The organism is Pseudomonas sp. LBUM1658, assembly GCF_059716055.1.
Genome location: NZ_CP166798.1, coordinates 4,600,200 through 4,617,715 on the forward strand (window position 1 = coordinate 4,600,200; position 17,516 = coordinate 4,617,715).

The 17,516-nt window shown below is 59.0% G+C and carries 15 protein-coding genes; 13 read left to right on the forward strand and 2 right to left on the reverse strand.

What is annotated here, in order from left to right; translation table 11 throughout:
• Window positions 1-176: 176 nt before the first annotated feature.
• Window positions 177-1,250 carry a 23S rRNA (cytidine(2498)-2'-O)-methyltransferase RlmM gene (gene rlmM, locus ACA064_RS21260; protein ID WP_497669884.1) on the reverse strand — a complete coding sequence of 358 codons (1,074 nt, stop codon included), beginning with the start codon at window positions 1,248-1,250 and terminating at the stop codon, window positions 177-179.
• Window positions 1,251-1,580: 330 nt separating this feature from the next.
• On the opposite strand from rlmM, the gene acnA reads away from it, so the two are divergent.
• The 4 genes from acnA to ACA064_RS21280 all read left to right on the forward strand — a co-directional run bounded on the left by acnA (window position 1,581) and on the right by ACA064_RS21280 (window position 8,074).
• Window positions 1,581-4,322, forward strand: coding sequence for an aconitate hydratase AcnA (acnA, locus tag ACA064_RS21265; protein ID WP_497669885.1), 2,742 nt, complete (start codon window positions 1,581-1,583; stop codon window positions 4,320-4,322).
• 161 nt (window positions 4,323-4,483) lie between these two features.
• The gene (locus ACA064_RS21270; RefSeq protein ID WP_497669886.1) at window positions 4,484-5,275 is read left to right on the forward strand and encodes a CPBP family glutamic-type intramembrane protease; all 792 of its coding nucleotides are present in this window, start codon (window positions 4,484-4,486) and stop codon (window positions 5,273-5,275) included.
• Window positions 5,276-5,390: 115 nt separating this feature from the next.
• The gene (locus ACA064_RS21275; protein ID WP_497669887.1) at window positions 5,391-6,956 is read left to right on the forward strand and encodes a methyl-accepting chemotaxis protein; all 1,566 of its coding nucleotides are present in this window, start codon (window positions 5,391-5,393) and stop codon (window positions 6,954-6,956) included.
• Window positions 6,957-7,168: 212 nt separating this feature from the next.
• The gene (locus tag ACA064_RS21280; RefSeq protein ID WP_497669888.1) at window positions 7,169-8,074 is read left to right on the forward strand and encodes a S1 family peptidase; all 906 of its coding nucleotides are present in this window, start codon (window positions 7,169-7,171) and stop codon (window positions 8,072-8,074) included.
• A 43-nt stretch (window positions 8,075-8,117) separates the two neighbouring features.
• Here ACA064_RS21280 and ACA064_RS21285 read toward each other — a convergent pair whose 3' ends face one another.
• The gene (locus tag ACA064_RS21285; RefSeq protein WP_497669889.1) at window positions 8,118-8,807 is read right to left on the reverse strand and encodes an alpha/beta family hydrolase; all 690 of its coding nucleotides are present in this window, start codon (window positions 8,805-8,807) and stop codon (window positions 8,118-8,120) included.
• Between the two features lie 100 nt (window positions 8,808-8,907).
• On the opposite strand from ACA064_RS21285, the gene ccoN (ACA064_RS21290) reads away from it, so the two are divergent.
• The 9 genes from ccoN (ACA064_RS21290) to ccoG all read left to right on the forward strand — a co-directional run bounded on the left by ccoN (ACA064_RS21290) (window position 8,908) and on the right by ccoG (window position 17,513).
• Window positions 8,908-10,332, forward strand: a complete 1,425-nt coding sequence (gene ccoN / locus ACA064_RS21290; RefSeq protein ID WP_497669890.1) for a cytochrome-c oxidase, cbb3-type subunit I — start codon at window positions 8,908-8,910, stop codon at window positions 10,330-10,332.
• A 10-nt stretch (window positions 10,333-10,342) separates the two neighbouring features.
• Window positions 10,343-10,951 (forward strand): cytochrome-c oxidase, cbb3-type subunit II, encoded by a 609-nt coding sequence (ccoO, locus tag ACA064_RS21295; RefSeq protein ID WP_497669891.1) that lies wholly within the window; start codon window positions 10,343-10,345, stop codon window positions 10,949-10,951.
• 3 nt (window positions 10,952-10,954) lie between these two features.
• Window positions 10,955-11,164, forward strand: coding sequence for a cbb3-type cytochrome oxidase subunit 3 (locus tag ACA064_RS21300; RefSeq protein ID WP_497669892.1), 210 nt, complete (start codon window positions 10,955-10,957; stop codon window positions 11,162-11,164).
• Window positions 11,161-12,114 (forward strand): cytochrome-c oxidase, cbb3-type subunit III, encoded by a 954-nt coding sequence (gene ccoP, locus ACA064_RS21305; protein ID WP_497669893.1) that lies wholly within the window; start codon window positions 11,161-11,163, stop codon window positions 12,112-12,114. The genes ACA064_RS21300 and ccoP (ACA064_RS21305) overlap by 4 nt, the downstream gene beginning before the upstream one ends.
• Before the next feature lie 481 nt (window positions 12,115-12,595).
• Complete coding sequence (gene ccoN / locus ACA064_RS21310; protein ID WP_497669894.1) at window positions 12,596-14,038, forward strand: cytochrome-c oxidase, cbb3-type subunit I; 1,443 nt, start codon at window positions 12,596-12,598, stop codon at window positions 14,036-14,038.
• The gene (ccoO, locus tag ACA064_RS21315; protein WP_497669895.1) at window positions 14,038-14,646 is read left to right on the forward strand and encodes a cytochrome-c oxidase, cbb3-type subunit II; all 609 of its coding nucleotides are present in this window, start codon (window positions 14,038-14,040) and stop codon (window positions 14,644-14,646) included. Before ccoN (ACA064_RS21310) ends, ccoO (ACA064_RS21315) begins: the two co-directional genes overlap by 1 nt.
• Window positions 14,647-14,651: 5 nt before the next feature.
• Window positions 14,652-14,837 carry a CcoQ/FixQ family Cbb3-type cytochrome c oxidase assembly chaperone gene (locus ACA064_RS21320; protein ID WP_003175465.1) on the forward strand — a complete coding sequence of 62 codons (186 nt, stop codon included), beginning with the start codon at window positions 14,652-14,654 and terminating at the stop codon, window positions 14,835-14,837.
• Window positions 14,834-15,811: a cytochrome-c oxidase, cbb3-type subunit III gene (gene ccoP, locus ACA064_RS21325; RefSeq protein WP_497669896.1), complete on the forward strand. Its 978-nt coding sequence runs from the start codon at window positions 14,834-14,836 to the stop codon at window positions 15,809-15,811. Before ACA064_RS21320 ends, ccoP (ACA064_RS21325) begins: the two co-directional genes overlap by 4 nt.
• Window positions 15,812-16,097: 286 nt before the next feature.
• Window positions 16,098-17,513 carry a cytochrome c oxidase accessory protein CcoG gene (ccoG, locus tag ACA064_RS21330; protein WP_497674301.1) on the forward strand — a complete coding sequence of 472 codons (1,416 nt, stop codon included), beginning with the start codon at window positions 16,098-16,100 and terminating at the stop codon, window positions 17,511-17,513.
• Window positions 17,514-17,516 lie beyond the last annotated feature (3 nt).

Genomic DNA, 17,516 nt, shown 5'->3' on the forward strand with positions numbered 1-17,516 from the left:
CAGTCAGCAGAAACCGGCAGGACATCGACATGCCTCAAGGTATTCAGCGAAGGCTGCACCGCCAAGATCGCAGCCTGCGGCAGCTCCTACAGGGGACTGCAAGCACCCACAACATTGCAGGTGTACGCGGTCGGTGTGGAGCTGCCGAAGGCTGCGATCTTTTAGGGCAACTGGCCTCAACGGGATTTCGGTTTCTTCACATCCAGCCGGCGCAGATGACAGGTCACTTCTTCACGGTCGTGGTACAGCTGCTTGCAGCCGATCTCGACCCGAATGCCGCGCTCCTTGAACCCGTCGGCGATGCGTTCCAGTAAGCGCTTCACTTCGGCGTAGCGCTGTTTCATCGGCAGCTTGAGGTTGACCACCGCTTCACGGCAATGCCCCTCGCCGATCCATTCCTCCAGCATCGCCGCGTTGCGCGCCGGTTTCTCGACGATGTCGCAGACCATCCAGTCCACTGGCTGCTTGGGTTTGAAGGTAAAGCCGTCAGCCATCAGATGCTGGACCAGCCCGGTGTCCATCAGGCTCTCAGCCATCGGGCCATTGTCGATCGCGGTCACCAGCATGCCGCGATTCACCAGCTGCCAGGTCCAGCCACCGGGGGCGGCACCCAGGTCGACGCCGGTCATGTCGCTGTGCAGGCGCTCGTCCCACTGATCGCGAGGGATAAAGTGGTGCCAGGCCTCTTCCAGCTTCAGCGTCGAACGGCTTGGCGCATCGCGGGGGAACTTCAGGCGCGGAATGCCCATCGGCCACATCGCCGAATTGTTGCTTTCCGCCAGGCCGAGAAACACTTCGCGACCGCTTTTAAAGGTCAGCAACAGCCGAGGCTTGCTGGGATCTTCCACCAACTTGCCGGCAACCGTCAGCGCCTTGCGCAGCGGGCCTTCGAACTTTTTGCAGAAGTTCGACAGCTCTTTACCGTCATTGGTATCCACCACCTCCAGCCACAGACTGCCGCAGGTTGGAAACGCCGCCATCTGCGCGAGGATCACGCTGATCCGGTCGGTTTCCGGCAAGTCGATAAACATCCCGCGGGCCCATTGCCGCGGGAAGATCAGCTCGGCGAAACGCTGGCCGCGCATCAGCCGCTCGGCGCCATCGTCTTCGGTGCAAACGAACTCGGCGCAGGCGCTGCTGGTCTTGGCCTTGGCATAACCGGCGACATTCAGCCGCGCAGCGTGTTCGGATATCTCGGAGCAGACTTCGCCTTCGAAGCCCGGCCGGCAATGCATAAAGAGGGTGTTCATTGATACTCCTGGGCAGTTGGCGAGAAATTCAGCCACTGCGCGACGCTTAGGCTTGCCCTAACCCTGTAGGAGCGAGCTTGCTCGCGATGGACTCAAGGGCGGCGCGTGTATTCAGAAAACACGCGTTATCGTTAACGTCCATCGCGAGCAAGCTCGCTCCTACCCTGAAGCAAAGCCTGTCACGAAAACCGGCGCATGATAGCCGAGTTCGGAACTCTGGACCTGTCCATAGCGTCCGGTTATTAGCCACAAGCAGCAAACAGGGCTAGGTTTAATGTTCTGCCCGTCCCGTCACCTCCGTAGCCGTGCGGACTAAAAAGGAGTCATTCAATGCCGTCCCTTGATAGCCTGAAAACCCTTAAGACATTAGAAGTCGACGACAAGACCTATCACTACTTCAGTCTTCCGGAGGCCGCCAAGTCCCTCGGCGACCTCGACCAGCTGCCGATGTCGCTCAAAGTCCTGCTGGAAAACCTGCTGCGCTGGGAAGACGAAAAAACCGTCACCGGCGCCGACCTCAGGGCGATCGCCGCCTGGCTCAAGGAGCGCCGCTCCGACCGGGAAATCCAGTACCGCCCGGCGCGGGTGCTGATGCAAGACTTCACCGGCGTGCCCGCGGTGGTTGACCTGGCCGCCATGCGCGCGGCCATGGCCAAGGCCGGTGGCGACCCGCAGCGGATCAACCCGCTGTCGCCGGTGGACCTGGTGATCGACCACTCGGTGATGGTCGATAAGTTCGCCAGTTCCAGCGCCTTCGAACAAAACGTCGACATCGAAATGCAGCGCAACGGCGAACGTTATGCGTTCCTGCGCTGGGGCCAGAACGCCTTCGACAACTTCAGTGTGGTGCCGCCGGGCACCGGCATCTGCCACCAGGTCAACCTCGAGTACCTCGGCCGCACGGTCTGGACCAAGGATGAGGACGGCCGTACCTACGCCTTCCCCGACACCCTGGTCGGCACCGACTCCCACACCACCATGATCAACGGCCTCGGCGTGCTCGGCTGGGGCGTCGGCGGCATCGAAGCGGAAGCGGCGATGCTCGGCCAACCGGTGTCGATGCTGATTCCGGAAGTGATCGGTTTCAAGCTTACCGGCAAGCTCAAGGAAGGCATCACCGCCACCGACCTGGTGCTGACCGTAACCCAGATGCTGCGCAAGAAAGGCGTGGTCGGCAAGTTCGTTGAATTCTACGGCGATGGCCTCGCCGACCTGCCGCTGGCCGATCGCGCGACCATCGCCAACATGGCCCCGGAATACGGCGCCACCTGCGGCTTTTTCCCGGTGGACGATATAACCCTGGAGTACCTGCGCCTGTCCGGCCGCCCAGCCGAAACCGTGAAACTGGTGGAGGCCTACAGCAAGACGCAGGGTCTGTGGCGTCTACCCGGCAAGGAGCCGATCTTCACCGACAGCCTGGCGCTCGACATGGGCAGCGTCGAGGCTAGCCTGGCCGGGCCGAAACGTCCCCAGGACCGGGTCTCGCTGCCAAATGTCGCCCAGGCCTTTACCGACTTCCTCGGCTTGCAATTCAAACCCACCAGTAAAGAAGAAGGCCGCCTGGAAAGCGAAGGCGGCGGTGGTGTCGCAGTGGGCAGCGCCGATCTGGTCGGCGAAGCGGATTACCACTACGAAGGCCAGACCTACCGCTTGAAAAATGGCGCAGTGGTGATTGCCGCAATCACTTCCTGCACCAATACCTCCAACCCCAGCGTGATGATGGCGGCCGGACTGGTGGCGAAAAAAGCCGTGGAGAAAGGCCTCAAGTGCAAACCCTGGGTCAAGACTTCCCTGGCCCCTGGCTCCAAAGTCGTCACCGAGTACTACAAGGCCGCGGACCTGACCCGTTACCTCGATCAACTCGGGTTCGCCCTGGTCGGCTATGGCTGCACCACCTGCATCGGCAACTCCGGCCCCTTGTCGGAGCCGATCGAAAAAGCCATTCAACAGTCGGATTTGAGCGTCGCCTCGGTGCTGTCCGGCAACCGTAACTTTGAAGGCCGGGTGCATCCGCTGGTGAAAACCAACTGGCTGGCTTCGCCGCCGCTGGTGGTGGCCTATGCCCTGGCCGGCACCGTGCGGACCGATATCAGCAGCGAGCCATTGGGCACCGACTCCGCGGGCCAGCCGGTGTACCTGCGCGACATCTGGCCCAGCAGCCAGGAAGTCGCCGACGCGGTGGCCCAGGTCAGTACCAAAATGTTCCACAAGGAATATGCCGAAGTCTTTGCCGGCGATGAACAGTGGCAAGCGATCGAAGTCCCGCAAGCCGCGACCTACGTCTGGCAGCCAGACTCTACTTATATCCAGCATCCACCGTTCTTCGAAGATATCACTGGCCCCTTGCCGGTGATCACCGACATCAAGGGCGCAAAAATTCTGGCGCTGCTCGGCGACTCGGTAACCACCGATCACATCTCCCCGGCCGGCAACATCAAGGCCGACAGCCCGGCCGGCCGCTACCTGCGCGAACAAGGCGTGGAACCGCGGGACTTCAACTCCTATGGCTCGCGTCGCGGCAACCACCAGGTGATGATGCGCGGCACCTTCGCCAACATTCGTATCCGCAATGAAATGCTTGGCGGCGAAGAAGGCGGCAACACAATCTACATCCCCACTGGAGAAAAACTGCCGATCTACGACGCCGCGATGCGTTATCAAGCCAGTGGCACGCCGCTGGTGGTGATCGCCGGTCAGGAATATGGCACCGGCTCGAGCCGCGACTGGGCGGCCAAGGGCACCAACCTGTTGGGCGTCAAAGCGGTGATCGCCGAGAGCTTCGAGCGGATCCACCGCTCCAACCTGGTGGGCATGGGCGTGTTACCGCTGCAGTTCAAACTCGACCAGAATCGCAAGAGCCTGAAACTGACCGGCAAGGAAACCCTGGCCATTCAGGGTTTGACCGGCATCGATCTGCAACCGCGAATGAACCTGAGCCTGATCATTACCCGCGAAAATGGCAGCAGCGAAAGAATCGAAGTGTTGTGCCGGATCGATACCTTGAATGAAGTGGAGTACTTCAAGGCCGGCGGGATCCTGCATTACGTGTTGCGGCAATTGATCGCCTCATAAGGCGTCACCCATAAAACACCGTCCTCTTGGGCGGTGTTTTTGTTTGGGTGGTGGGCGTCTCTATAATCACGCTCCAAAGTTCGCAAACTTCAGCACGGATCGCAGGTGTATAAATTGCCCAGGCATGACGCCTCCGGGAATTTCAGCCACAAGGACTTCACATGCTCGCTTTGCCCTGGCCGTACCTGACATTCCTCACTGCCGGTTACGTCCTCGCACTCACCTACGGACAACTGGATGTCCAGGCGAGCATCGCCATCACCTTGCTGCTGCTCGCCGGTTTTGCTGTGCTGCAACAACATCACCGTTATGGCCGCTATCTCGGTCACGCAGTGTTTGTGCTTCTTGCCCTGGCCCTGGCCTTGCATTGGCTGCCGGGTTTTTATAGCGCGAGGGTCATTGGCCTCGAACGCTTCACCGATGACGCCGTACCGTTCTCGATGTACCTCAATCTTGACAAGCCACTGATAGGCTTCTGGCTGCTGCTGATCTGTCCATGGATCGTCGGTCGGCGCTCCCTGGGTCAGGCGCTGTATACCAGCGCCCTGGCCTTGAGCCTGACGGCACTGGCCGCCCTCGGTGGTGCGCTGCTGCTGGGGATCATCCAGTGGGCGCCGAAGTGGCCCGACCAGGCCCAGCTCTGGGTGCTGAACAACCTGCTGCTGGTGAGCCTGGTCGAGGAAGCCTTGTTTCGTGGCTACATACAGGGCGGCTTGAGCCAGCGTTTCAGACAGCTGCTCTATGGCGAACACCTCGCCCTGCTACTCGCTGCGCTGCTGTTCGGCCTGGCTCACCTGGGTGCCGGCTGGCAATGGGTGTTCCTGGCGAGCATTGCCGGAGTCGGCTATGGCCTGGCCTATCGCTTTGGGGGACTGGGCGCGGCGGTGGCCACGCATTTCGGTTTGAACCTGCTGCACTTCGGATTGTTCACTTACCCGATGTTGGCCGGGTAACCGTTTTTTGGATCGACAGGTGCCCATGTGGCGCAACGCTGACTATTGAAAAATATTCTCAATAAATCCCTACCAGCGCCGACAACCTGACAAAGCCTTGCGGATTGATAACAACATGCGTAATAACCAGCCCACCACACAACGTGAACGCACTTTCCCCGCTCAGCAACGGTTGATTTCCACCACCGACGCAAAAGGCGTGATCACCTACTGCAACGACGCGTTCGTTGAAATCAGTGGCTATTCCCGCGAGGAACTGGTCCGGGCGCCGCATAACCTGGTACGTCACCCTGACGTCCCGGCCGCGGTGTTCGCACATATGTGGGGTACTCTGAAACAAGGCTTGCCGTGGATGGGCATTGTCAAGAATCGCTGCAGGAGCGGTGACCACTATTGGGTCAACGCCTATGTCACACCGATGTTCGAAGGCAATCAGGTAGTCGGTTACGAATCGGTACGGGTCAAACCCACCGCCGAACAGATCCGCCGCGCCGAAGCGCTCTACCAACGCATCAACCAGGGCAAGTCGGCTATCCCGCAAAGCGATAAGTGGCTGCCGGTGCTGCAAGACTGGCTGCCGTTCATCCTGGTCAGCCAGCTGAGCTTCCTGATTGGAATCTGGCTCAATTCCCATTGGGGCTTCGCCCTCGCGGCGGGGCTTTCGGTGCCGCTGGGCCTGCTCGGGTTGAGCTGGCAGCAGCGCGGCCTCAAACGTTTGCTGCGCCTTGCCGAACAGACCACCTCGGACCCGCTGATCGCCCAGATGTACACCGACAGCCGCGGCGACCAGGCACGCCTGGAGATGTCCATCCTCAGCCAGGAAGCCCGTCTGAAAACCTGTCTGACCCGACTGCAGGACACTGCCGAGCACCTGAATGAGCAAGCACGCCAATCCGATGCCCTTGCGCACAAGAGCTCAACCGGGCTTGAGCGCCAGCGGGTGGAGACAGAGCAGGTTGCGACCGCCGTCAACCAGATGGCAGCCACCACCCAGGAAGTCGCCAGCCACGTGCAGCGCACCGCCGATGCCACCCAGGAAGCCAATCGCCTGACCAGCCGCGGTCGTGACATTGCCGGTGAAACCCGCGAGGCCATCCAGCGCCTGTCGGTGGTGGTCGGCGAAACTGGCGCCACCGTGACCCAACTGGCCAAGGACAGTAATGAAATCGGCGGCGTGGTGGATGTAATCAAAGGCATCGCCGACCAGACCAACCTGCTGGCGCTGAACGCAGCCATCGAAGCGGCCCGCGCCGGGGAAATGGGTCGCGGTTTTGCGGTGGTTGCCGATGAAGTGCGGCAACTGGCACAACGCACCAGCGAGTCCACCGGGCAGATCCACAGCCTGATCGCCAAGCTGCAACAGACCGCCAACACCGCCGTGCAAACGATGGACGCCGGCCATCGCCAGGCCGAAGAAGGTGTCGCCCGAGTGCTCGAGGCCGACCAGGCGCTGGTGGGAATCAGCGAAGCGGTAGCCCACATTACCGATATGACCACTCAGATCGCCGCCGCCACTGAAGAACAAAGCGCCGTGGCCGAAGAGATCAGCCGCAATATCAGCACCATTGCGCAGTTGGCGGACCAGACTTCGGAACAGGCTCAACACTCGGCGCTGTTGAGTGAGGAGCTGACCAAAACCGCGAATACCCAGTATTCGTTGGTGGAGCGATTTAACCGCTGACAGCTCTATTGACAAGAAACCTCACAGAACACAAAGCCTCGGCCAAACACCGAGGCTTTTTTATTCCTTGTCTTATCTCTTCGAAACAAACACTCACCAACTAAAAAAAAGCAAGTCAACTGTCAACTTTGACAGTTGACCAAAAACTAAAAGACTACAACACTCCCGTACAACAACTTTCAAACCCTCTCTATCAGACCGCGAGAATGGGCATGAAAACAAAAATCGTCGGGTTGGCTTTGTTGATTGGCACTATCGGGATTAGCGCTTTGTTGCTTGTGCAAAAAAGCGCTTACTTTCATGAGAGCAGTCCTCGTCCACCAATCTTCGGTGCGTCCGAGGTGGCGGATGCAGAATATCCATTCATGGCGTACATAATCACCAACCCGAATAACACCAACAACACTCAGTGTGGAGGGACTTTGATCGCGCCGAACCTGGTATTAACAGCCGCACAGTGCGTGGTCAAGTTTGTACCCGACACCAAGGTCTGGATTGGTCGCACCGTACGCAGCAATGAAAACCAAGGCCACGTACGCAATGCAATACAACGAGTGTATTGGAATTCAGTGATGGATATGGCGGTATTAAAACTGGATAAGGAAGTGACGGGCGTAGTTCCGATTTCCATGCCAGACAACGATAAAGAATATCGAAAACCGGGAAGTTATTTTATTACGACAGGATGGGGCAGGATGCCGGACGGCAAGTATCCAGACCGCCTACACCAGATTGAAGTTCCGTACGTTTCTCATGGCATCGATTGCCGAGTCTCGACCTGGGAAGCATTTTTGTGTGCGGGCGGAGAAGTTGGCAAGGATGCGTGCATCGGTGATTCCGGTGGCCCTTTATTCTTGAAGATTGAGCGTGGGCGATTCCTCCAGGTGGGTGTGGTGAGCGCTGGTCACGGATGCGGCATCACTGCTGACCCTGCATTTTATGTAGATCTGAGCAATGAGAAGGTGGCGAGGATTATTTCCGAGATTATTTCCGCGCAAAAACTGTCAACAACCTCCAACACCTGTCTTTTCCTGGGAGAGCAGAACCACGCGCTATTGAATGATGAACTGAGCAAAATGGCGAATACCCGTTATTCGTTACCGGTTTACAGGTTTTAGGGCCGCTGCGCAGCCCAGCGGGAGCAAGCTCCCTCGCCACAGGTCACAGAAGAAATCCGGCTACTTTCTCCGCCGCTGACTGCAAATGCCGCTCATGACTAAACCCCGATGCCTTCAACGGCTTTAAATCATGATCAGCCGCCACCAGCCAATACACCTCGATACTCGGCGCCAACTCATAGCCTTCTACCGCCACACGATTACCCAATGCATCCCGCTCGCCCTGCACGATCAAGGTCGGGGTCTTGAGCTCGGCCAGATGCGCCACGCGCGGCTTTTCCGGTTTGCCGACGGCATAAAACGGATACCCCAGACACACCAGTGCATCCGCCGCCAGTTCATCCGCCAGTAAGCTGGCCATGCGCCCGCCCATGGACTTGCCGCCGATGGCCAGGCGCCCAGCGACATGGCGCCGCACCTCGGCATACACCTCGCGCCAGCATTCCAGCAGTTTCGGTGCCGGGTTGGGTGGGCGTTTGCCGCCGTCCAGGCGTCGTTGGGCCATGTAGGGAAACTCGAAGCGCAACACGTTGACCCCATGCCCGGCAAGGCGCGCAGCCATGTCGTTCATGAAACCACTGTCCATCGGCGCACCGGCACCGTGGGCGAGAATCAGCGTGCGCGGATCGGCTTTGGCCGCCGTTGGTTGCGCGGCATTCCACAGCCAGCCGTGTTCCGTCACACACCGCAGCCATTGATCCCGGTCAATACTGGCCTTGTGCTCTTTGCCCATGCTTACCTCGCATTTAGTCTGCCTATAACTCCAGAAGAAGTGGACGCGCCGTTGCCGTGCGCAGTCGCTTTCACTTCAGCTGAACCGTGGATGGGGAACCATGAACACTTCTATCAGTACCGCCTATAACTACAAGGTGGTCCGCCAATTCGCCATTATGACGGTGGTGTGGGGCATCGTCGGTATGGGGCTCGGGGTTTTTCTCGCTGCCCAATTGGTCTGGCCGGAACTCAACTTCAATTTGCCGTGGACCAGCTTCGGGCGTCTGCGCCCGCTGCACACCAACGCAGTGATCTTCGCCTTCGGCGGCTGCGCACTGTTCGCGGCGTCCTTCTACTCGGTACAACGCACCTGCCAGACGCAGCTGTTTGCGCCGAAAGTCGCCGCGTTCTGCTTCTGGGGCTGGCAACTGGTGATCCTGTTGGCGGCCATCAGCCTGCCGCTGGGTTACACCAGCTCCAAGGAATATGCCGAGCTGGAATGGCCGATCGATATCCTGATCACCATCGTCTGGGTCGCTTACGCCGTGGTGTTCTTCGGCACACTGGTGAAGCGCAAGACCAAGCACATCTATGTCGGTAACTGGTTCTTCGGTGCATTCATCATCACCGTGGCGATCCTGCACCTGGTCAACAACATGGAGTTGCCGATCAGCATGACCAAGTCCTACTCGGTGTATGCCGGTGCGACTGATGCCATGGTTCAGTGGTGGTATGGCCACAACGCGGTGGGCTTCTTCCTCACGGCGGGCTTCCTCGGGATGATGTACTACTTCGTGCCGAAACAGGCCGAGCGTCCGGTGTATTCCTATCGCCTGTCGATCGTGCACTTCTGGGCACTGATCACCCTCTACATATGGGCTGGCCCACACCACTTGCACTACACCGCGCTGCCGGACTGGGCACAGTCGCTGGGCATGGTGATGTCGCTGATCCTGCTGGCGCCAAGCTGGGGCGGGATGATCAACGGCATGATGACGCTCTCTGGTGCCTGGCATAAGTTGCGCAGTGACCCAATCCTGCGATTCCTGGTGGTGTCCCTGGCGTTCTACGGCATGTCGACCTTCGAAGGGCCGATGATGGCCATCAAAACGGTCAACGCGCTGTCCCACTACACCGACTGGACCATCGGCCATGTACACGCCGGCGCTCTGGGCTGGGTAGCGATGATCTCGATCGGTGCGCTGTACCACATGATCCCGAAAATCTTCGGCCGTCCGGCCATGCACAGCGTCGGTCTGATCAACGCGCACTTCTGGCTCGCGACCATCGGCACTGTGCTGTACATCGCTTCGATGTGGGTCAACGGCATCGCCCAGGGCCTTATGTGGCGCGCAGTCAACGCAGACGGCACGCTGACCTACTCCTTCGTCGAAACCCTGGTGGCCAGCCACCCAGGCTTCATCGTGCGGCTGGTGGGTGGTGCGATCTTCTTCAGCGGCATGTTGCTGATGGCCTACAACACCTGGCGCACCGTGCGCGCAGCCCAGCCTGCCGAAGCCGTCGCTGCGGCGCAGATCGCCTGAGGAGTCCGTCATGAAACACGAAACAATCGAAAAAAACGTCGGCCTGCTGCTGTTGTTGATGGTCCTGGCCGTGAGCATCGGCGGTCTGACCCAGATCGTCCCGCTGTTCTTTCAGGACGTGACCAACAAGCCGGTCGAAGGCATGAAGCCCTACACCGCGCTGCAACTCGAAGGTCGCGACATCTATATCCGCGAGGGCTGCGTCGGTTGCCATTCGCAGATGATCCGTCCATTCCGCGCCGAGACCGAGCGCTATGGGCACTACTCGGTGGCCGGGGAAAGCGTCTGGGATCACCCGTTCCTGTGGGGCTCCAAGCGCACCGGTCCGGACCTGGCCCGGGTCGGCGGTCGCTACTCCGAAGACTGGCACCGCGCGCACTTGTACAACCCGCGCAATGTGGTGCCGGAATCGAAGATGCCCGGCTATCCATGGCTGGTGGACAACCAGGTCGACAGCAGCCACACCGAAACCAAGCTGCGCGCCATGCGTACCCTGGGCGTCCCGTACACCGACGCCGATATTGTCGGCGCCAGCGACACGCTCAAGGGCAAGACCGAAATGGATGCACTGGTCGCTTATCTGCAAGTGCTTGGCACTGCGATCAAGAGCAAGAGGTGAGCCATGGGTTTTGAACTCGATAGTGGAATGATCCGCGGCCTCGGCACGCTAGTGGTGATGATCGCCTTCATCGGCCTGTCGCTCTGGGTGTTCAACGCCAAGCGCAACCCCGAGTTCGCCCAGGCGCGGCTGCTGCCGTTTGCCGACGAACCGGGCACGGCCACCCTTCAACCTGATGAAGCCCAACCTGCAACAAGGAGCATTCGGCCATGACCACCTTCTGGAGTACATGGATCTGCGTACTGACCATCGGCAGCCTCGTCGGTCTGACCTGGCTGCTGATCAGTACACGCAAGGGCGAAACCAAGGGCAGCGTCGACCAGACCATGGGCCACAGCTTCGACGGCATCGAGGAGTACGACAACCCGTTGCCGCAGTGGTGGTTCATGCTGTTCGCCGGTACCTTGGTGTTTGCCGTGGGTTACTTGATCCTCTACCCCGGCCTGGGCAATTGGAAAGGCGTCCTGCCGGGTTATGAAAACGGCTGGACCGGTGTGCATGAGTGGGAAAAGGAAATGGACAAGGCCGATGCCAAATTTGGGCCGATCTTCGCCAAATTCGCGGCCATGCCCCTGGAAGATGTCGCTAAAGACCCGCAAGCACTGACAATGGGCGGTCGTTTGTTTGCCTCCAATTGCGCGGTTTGCCACGGCTCGGATGCCAAGGGCGCGTTCGGCTTCCCGAATCTCGTCGACAGCAACTGGCGCTGGGGCGGCAACGCCGACACCATCAAGACCACCATCATGGGTGGACGCATGGCGGCCATGCCGGCCTGGGGCGAAATCCTCGGTGAAAACGGCGTGAAGAATGTCGCGGCTTATGTGCGCCATGAACTGGCCGGCCTGCCACTGCCTGCCGACAGCAGTGCCGATCTGCACGCCGGACAGCAAGCGTTCAGCACCACCTGCGTAGCGTGCCACGGTCCTGCCGGGCAAGGCGTGCAAGCCATGGGCGCGCCGAACCTGACGCAACCCGCCGGCTTCATCTACGGCACCAGCTTGGCACAACTGCAACAGACCATTCGCCATGGTCGTCAAGGCCATATGCCAGCACAGACCGAGCTACTCGGTAATGACAAGGTGCAATTGCTGGCAGCCTACGTGTACAGCCTGTCTCAGGGCGCTACCCTCGAAGGAGAGCTTGCGCTGGACAAGAAACAGTAACCGTCAATTGTTTCGCTGCCGCATCCGCTCAGGATGCGGCAGTTTCCTGCCCCTTTGCGACCAAGTGTCGCACCCTCCAAAAGTACGTCTTCCCAGTCTCAAGATTCGGGTCTAAGCTTTCCCGTTGGTGGACCGGCACGCGCCGGCCACGGCTAACTGTAACCGATGCGTTCGACGATTGTGCTCGATGGACAGGCCGCAAAGGCCGGTTTATAACGGCTGTCGGGCACGTTACCGTCTGCCAGCTGACCCCTGGTTTCAACACACCCGGTTACATCTAGCCTTTAACCCTAGTCTTTTCCCTCCTCTGTGGCGATTGTCCAAGGTCATTTTTGTCCTTACTCGGCGCATGGAAAGGCCGCAGAATAAGCCTCGGAAAGAATTGACCAGGGTCAAGGCGCGTTGCAATGGCACCTTGCTTTCTCCATACTTGCGACCGTTTTTTACTCCTAATAAAACACCCAAACCGTGGAACCTTAGAATGAGCACAGCAATCAGTCCGACTGCTTATAACTATAAGGTAGTCCGCCAGTTCGCCATCATGACGGTGGTCTGGGGGATCCTTGGCATGGGGGTCGGTGTCTTCATCGCCTCACAGCTTGTATGGCCGGAATTGAATTTTGGCCTGCCGTGGACGACTTTTGGACGCTTACGCCCGTTGCACACCAACCTGGTGATTTTTGCCTTCGGTGGTTGTGCATTGTTTGCCACTTCTTATTACGTCGTGCAGCGAACCTGCCAAACGCGACTGATTTCCGACAGCCTGGCGGCCTTTACCTTCTGGGGTTGGCAAGCGGTGATCGTCGGTGCAGGTGTCTCCTTGCCATTGGGTTACACCACCAGCAAGGAATACGCGGAACTGGAATGGCCTCTGGCTATCCTGCTGGCTATCGTCTGGGTGACCTACGGTGTGGTGTTCTTCGGCACCATCGTCAAGCGCAAGACCAAACACATTTATGTGGGTAACTGGTTCTACGGTGCCTTCATCGTCGTGACGGCGATGCTGCACATCGTCAACCACGCGTCCTTGCCGGTCAGTTTCTTCAAGTCCTACTCGGCCTACGCCGGTGCGACTGATGCGATGATCCAGTGGTGGTATGGCCACAACGCCGTGGGCTTCTTCCTGACCACCGGCTTTCTGGGGATGATGTACTACTTCGTTCCCAAGCAGGCCGAGCGTCCGATCTACTCCTATCGCCTGTCGATCGTGCACTTCTGGGCGCTGATCACCCTGTACATCTGGGCCGGCCCGCACCACCTGCACTACACCGCACTGCCGGACTGGGCTCAGTCCCTGGGCATGGCGATGTCGATCATCCTGCTGGCGCCAAGCTGGGGCGGCATGATCAACGGCATGATGACCCTGTCGGGCGCCTGGCATAAGCTGCGCACCGACCCGATCCTGCGGTTCCTGGTGGTTTCCCTGGCGTTCTACGGCATGTCGACCTTCGAAGGTCCGATGATGGCGATCAAGACCGTCAATTCGCTGTCGCACTACACCGACTGGACCATCGGCCACGTACACGCCGGTGCCTTGGGCTGGGTAGCGATGATCTCGATCGGCGCCGTCTACCACATGATCCCGAAACTGTACGGTCGCACGCAGATGCACAGCATCGGCCTGATCAACACGCACTTCTGGCTCGCGACCATCGGTACCGTGCTCTACATCGCTTCGATGTGGGTCAACGGCATCACCCAGGGTCTGATGTGGCGTGCAATCAACGATGACGGCACCCTCACCTACTCCTTCGTCGAAGCGCTGCAAGCCAGCCACCCTGGTTTCATCGTTCGTGCCCTGGGCGGTGCGTTCTTTGCCAGCGGCATGCTGTTCATGGCCTACAACGTATGGCGTACCGTACGTGCCTCGAACCCGGCTGAAGCCAAAGCTGCTGAACAGATTGCTGTAGTTGGAGCTCACTGATGAAGCATGAAACAATCGAGAAGAATGTTGGCCTGCTGGCCTTCTTCATGGTCATCGCCGTCAGCATCGGCGGCCTGACCCAGATCGTTCCGCTGTTTTTCCAGGACGTCACCAACAAGCCGGTCGAAGGCATGAAGCCTCGCCCAGCCCTCGAACTGGAAGGTCGCGACATCTACATCGCCAACGGTTGCGTCGGCTGCCACTCGCAGATGATCCGTCCGTTCCGTGCTGAAACCGAACGTTATGGCCACTATTCGGTTGCCGGGGAAAGCGTTTGGGATCACCCGTTCCTGTGGGGTTCCAAGCGTACCGGTCCGGACCTGGCCCGAGTCGGCGGTCGTTACTCCGATGACTGGCAGCGTGCGCACTTGTACAACCCGCGCAACGTAGTGCCTGAGTCGAAAATGCCGGCTTACCCGTTCCTCGTGGAAAACAAGCTCGACGGCAAAGACACCGCGAAGAAAATGGAAGTCTTGCGCACGCTCGGCGTCCCTTACACCGACGAAGACATCGCCGGCGCACAGGATGCCGTGAAGGGCAAAACCGAAATGGACGCGCTGGTGGCCTATCTGCAAGGCCTGGGCACCATCATCAAAAGCAAACGGTGATTTAGATGGATATCGGGATGATTCGTGGCCTGGGCACCGTTGTCGTAATGGTGGCCTTTATCGGTCTGGCCTTGTGGGTTTTCAGCCCCAAGCGCAAATCCGAGTTTGAAGACGCGACCTTGCTGCCTTTCGCGGATGATCCCGAAGCCATCAAGCACGTCGAGCAAGCTTCTAGGAGTAACAAAGAATGACTACGTTCTGGAGTCTGTACGTCACAGTCCTCAGTCTGGGTACCATCTTCGCCCTGACCTGGCTGCTGCTGTCGACCCGCAAGGGCCAGCGCGCCGAACAGACAGATGAAACGGTTGGCCACTCCTTCGACGGGATCGAGGAGTACGACAACCCGTTGCCGGTATGGTGGTTCATGCTGTTCGTCGGCACCATCATCTTCGCCCTGGGCTACCTGGTGCTGTACCCGGGCCTGGGTAACTGGAAAGGCCTGCTGCCGGGCTACAACTACCTCGACACCGAGAAGCAGACTGCATTCGCCAACGGCCAGACCGGCTGGACCGGCGTGCACGAGTGGGAAAAGGAAATGGCTAAATCGGACGCCAAGTTCGGTCCGATCTTCGCCAAATTCGCTTCCATGCCGATCGAAGAAGTGGCCAAGGATCCGCAAGCCTTGAAGATGGGTGGCCGTCTGTTCGCCTCCAACTGCTCGGTCTGCCACGGTTCCGACGCCAAAGGTGCCTATGGCTTCCCTAACCTGACCGACGCCAACTGGCGCTGGGGCGGTGATCCGGAAATCATCAAGACCACCATCATGGGTGGCCGTCATGCGGTCATGCCAGCCTGGTCTGAAGTCATCGGCGAGCAAGGCGTCGCCGACGTTGCGGCTTTCGTGTTGACCAACCTCGACGGTCGCAAACTGCCGGAAGGCAGCAAAGCCGATCCGGTTGCCGGCCAGAAGCTGTTCGCCGCCAACTGCGTCGCGTGCCACGGCCCGCAAGGCAAAGGCACTCCGGCAATGGGCGCACCTGACCTGACCCACCCGGAGGGGTTCATCTACGGCTCGAGCTTCGCTCAGCTGCAGCAGAGCATCCGCCACGGTCGCCAGGGCCAGATGCCGGCTCAGGAACAATTGCAAGGGAACGATAAGGTTCACCTGCTGGCCGCTTACGTCTACAGCCTGTCTCACGGTGAGAAGGTAGCGGACGCCAAGTAAGGCAAACGCTTGATGGCAATAACAAACGGCCCCGCCAATGAAGATTGGCGGGGCCGTTTTGTTTATGGCGACGCGGTCATGGGGATCATCCATACTTTACAAGTCAATTGACTCACATCAAGAATTGTTACACTTGCTACACCATCTCTGCTTTTCTCCCAACGCGACTAAAGGTCGCACCCTTGACCTAGAGCTACAGGCGTATCATTGCGCCACTGCAATACCTTTTTGACCGCGGTCGGCATGTACTGACCGGGGCATTTTTCCACTGCCGTGGGATGCAATGATGAGCAATCAGATTCCGGTACACGACGTTACCCCGCCTGCCAAAAATTCGAATAACACCGTCGATCTCTACGCCTCTCGGGAAAAAATCTACACCCGCGCCTTCACCGGCCTGTACCGCAACCTGCGGATGATGGGCGGTGCCGGGCTGTTTCTGCTGTATTTCGGTACGGTCTGGCTGAACTGGGGCGGTCATCAGGCCGTCTGGTGGAATCTGCCGGAGCGTAAATTCTTCATCTTTGGCGCGACCTTCTGGCCTCAGGATTTCATCCTGCTCTCGGGCCTGTTGATCATCAGCGCCTTCGGTCTGTTCTTCATCACCGTCTATGCCGGACGCGTCTGGTGCGGCTATACGTGCCCGCAAAGCGTCTGGACCTGGATCTTCATGTGGTGCGAAAAAGTCACTGAAGGCGACCGCAACCAGCGCATCAAGCTCGACAAGGCGCCGATGAACGCCAACAAGTTCCTGCGCAAGTTCAGCAAACACAGCATGTGGCTGCTGATAGGTTTTGTGACCGGCATGACCTTTGTCGGGTATTTCTCGCCGATTCGTGAACTGACCATCGACTTCTTCACCGGCCAGGCCGACGGCTGGTCGTATTTCTGGGTCGGGTTCTTCACCCTCGCCACTTATGGCAACGCCGGCTGGCTGCGCGAGCAAGTGTGCATCTACATGTGCCCCTATGCGCGCTTCCAGAGCGTGATGTTCGACAAGGACACGCTGATCGTTTCCTACGACCCGCGTCGCGGTGAAGTTCGCGGTCCGCGCAAGAAAGACGCCGACTACAAGGCCATGGGTCTGGGCGACTGCATCGACTGCACCATGTGTGTTCAGGTGTGCCCGACCGGTATCGACATTCGCGACGGTTTGCAGGTCGAATGCATCGGCTGCGCGGCCTGTATCGACGCCTGCGACAGCATCATGGACAAGATGAACTACCCGCGCGGACTGATCAGTTACACCACCGAGCACAACCTTTCCGGGCAAAAAACCAATAAACTGCGTCCACGCCTGATCGGTTATGCGCTGGTGCTACTGACCATGATCGGCCTGTTGATGGGCGCATTCTTCATGCGCTCGCTGGTCGGTTTCGACGTCAGCAAGGACCGTGTGCTTTATCGTGAGAATGCTGAAGGCCGGATCGAGAACGTCTACAGCCTGAAAGTCATGAACAAGGACCAGCGCGACCACACCTACCTGTTGGAAGCCTCTGGCCTGCCGGACCTCAAGCTGCAAGGCAAGCGCGAGATCAAGGTCGGTGCCGGCGAAATCGTCAGCATGCCAGTCGAGTTGTCGAGCGCGCCGGAACAATTGCCGTCGAGCACCAACGAGGTGAAATTCATCCTCAAGGATGCCGACAACCCTGACGTCCATATTGAAGCCAAGAGCCGGTTCATCGGCCCACAAATTCGTTGAGAG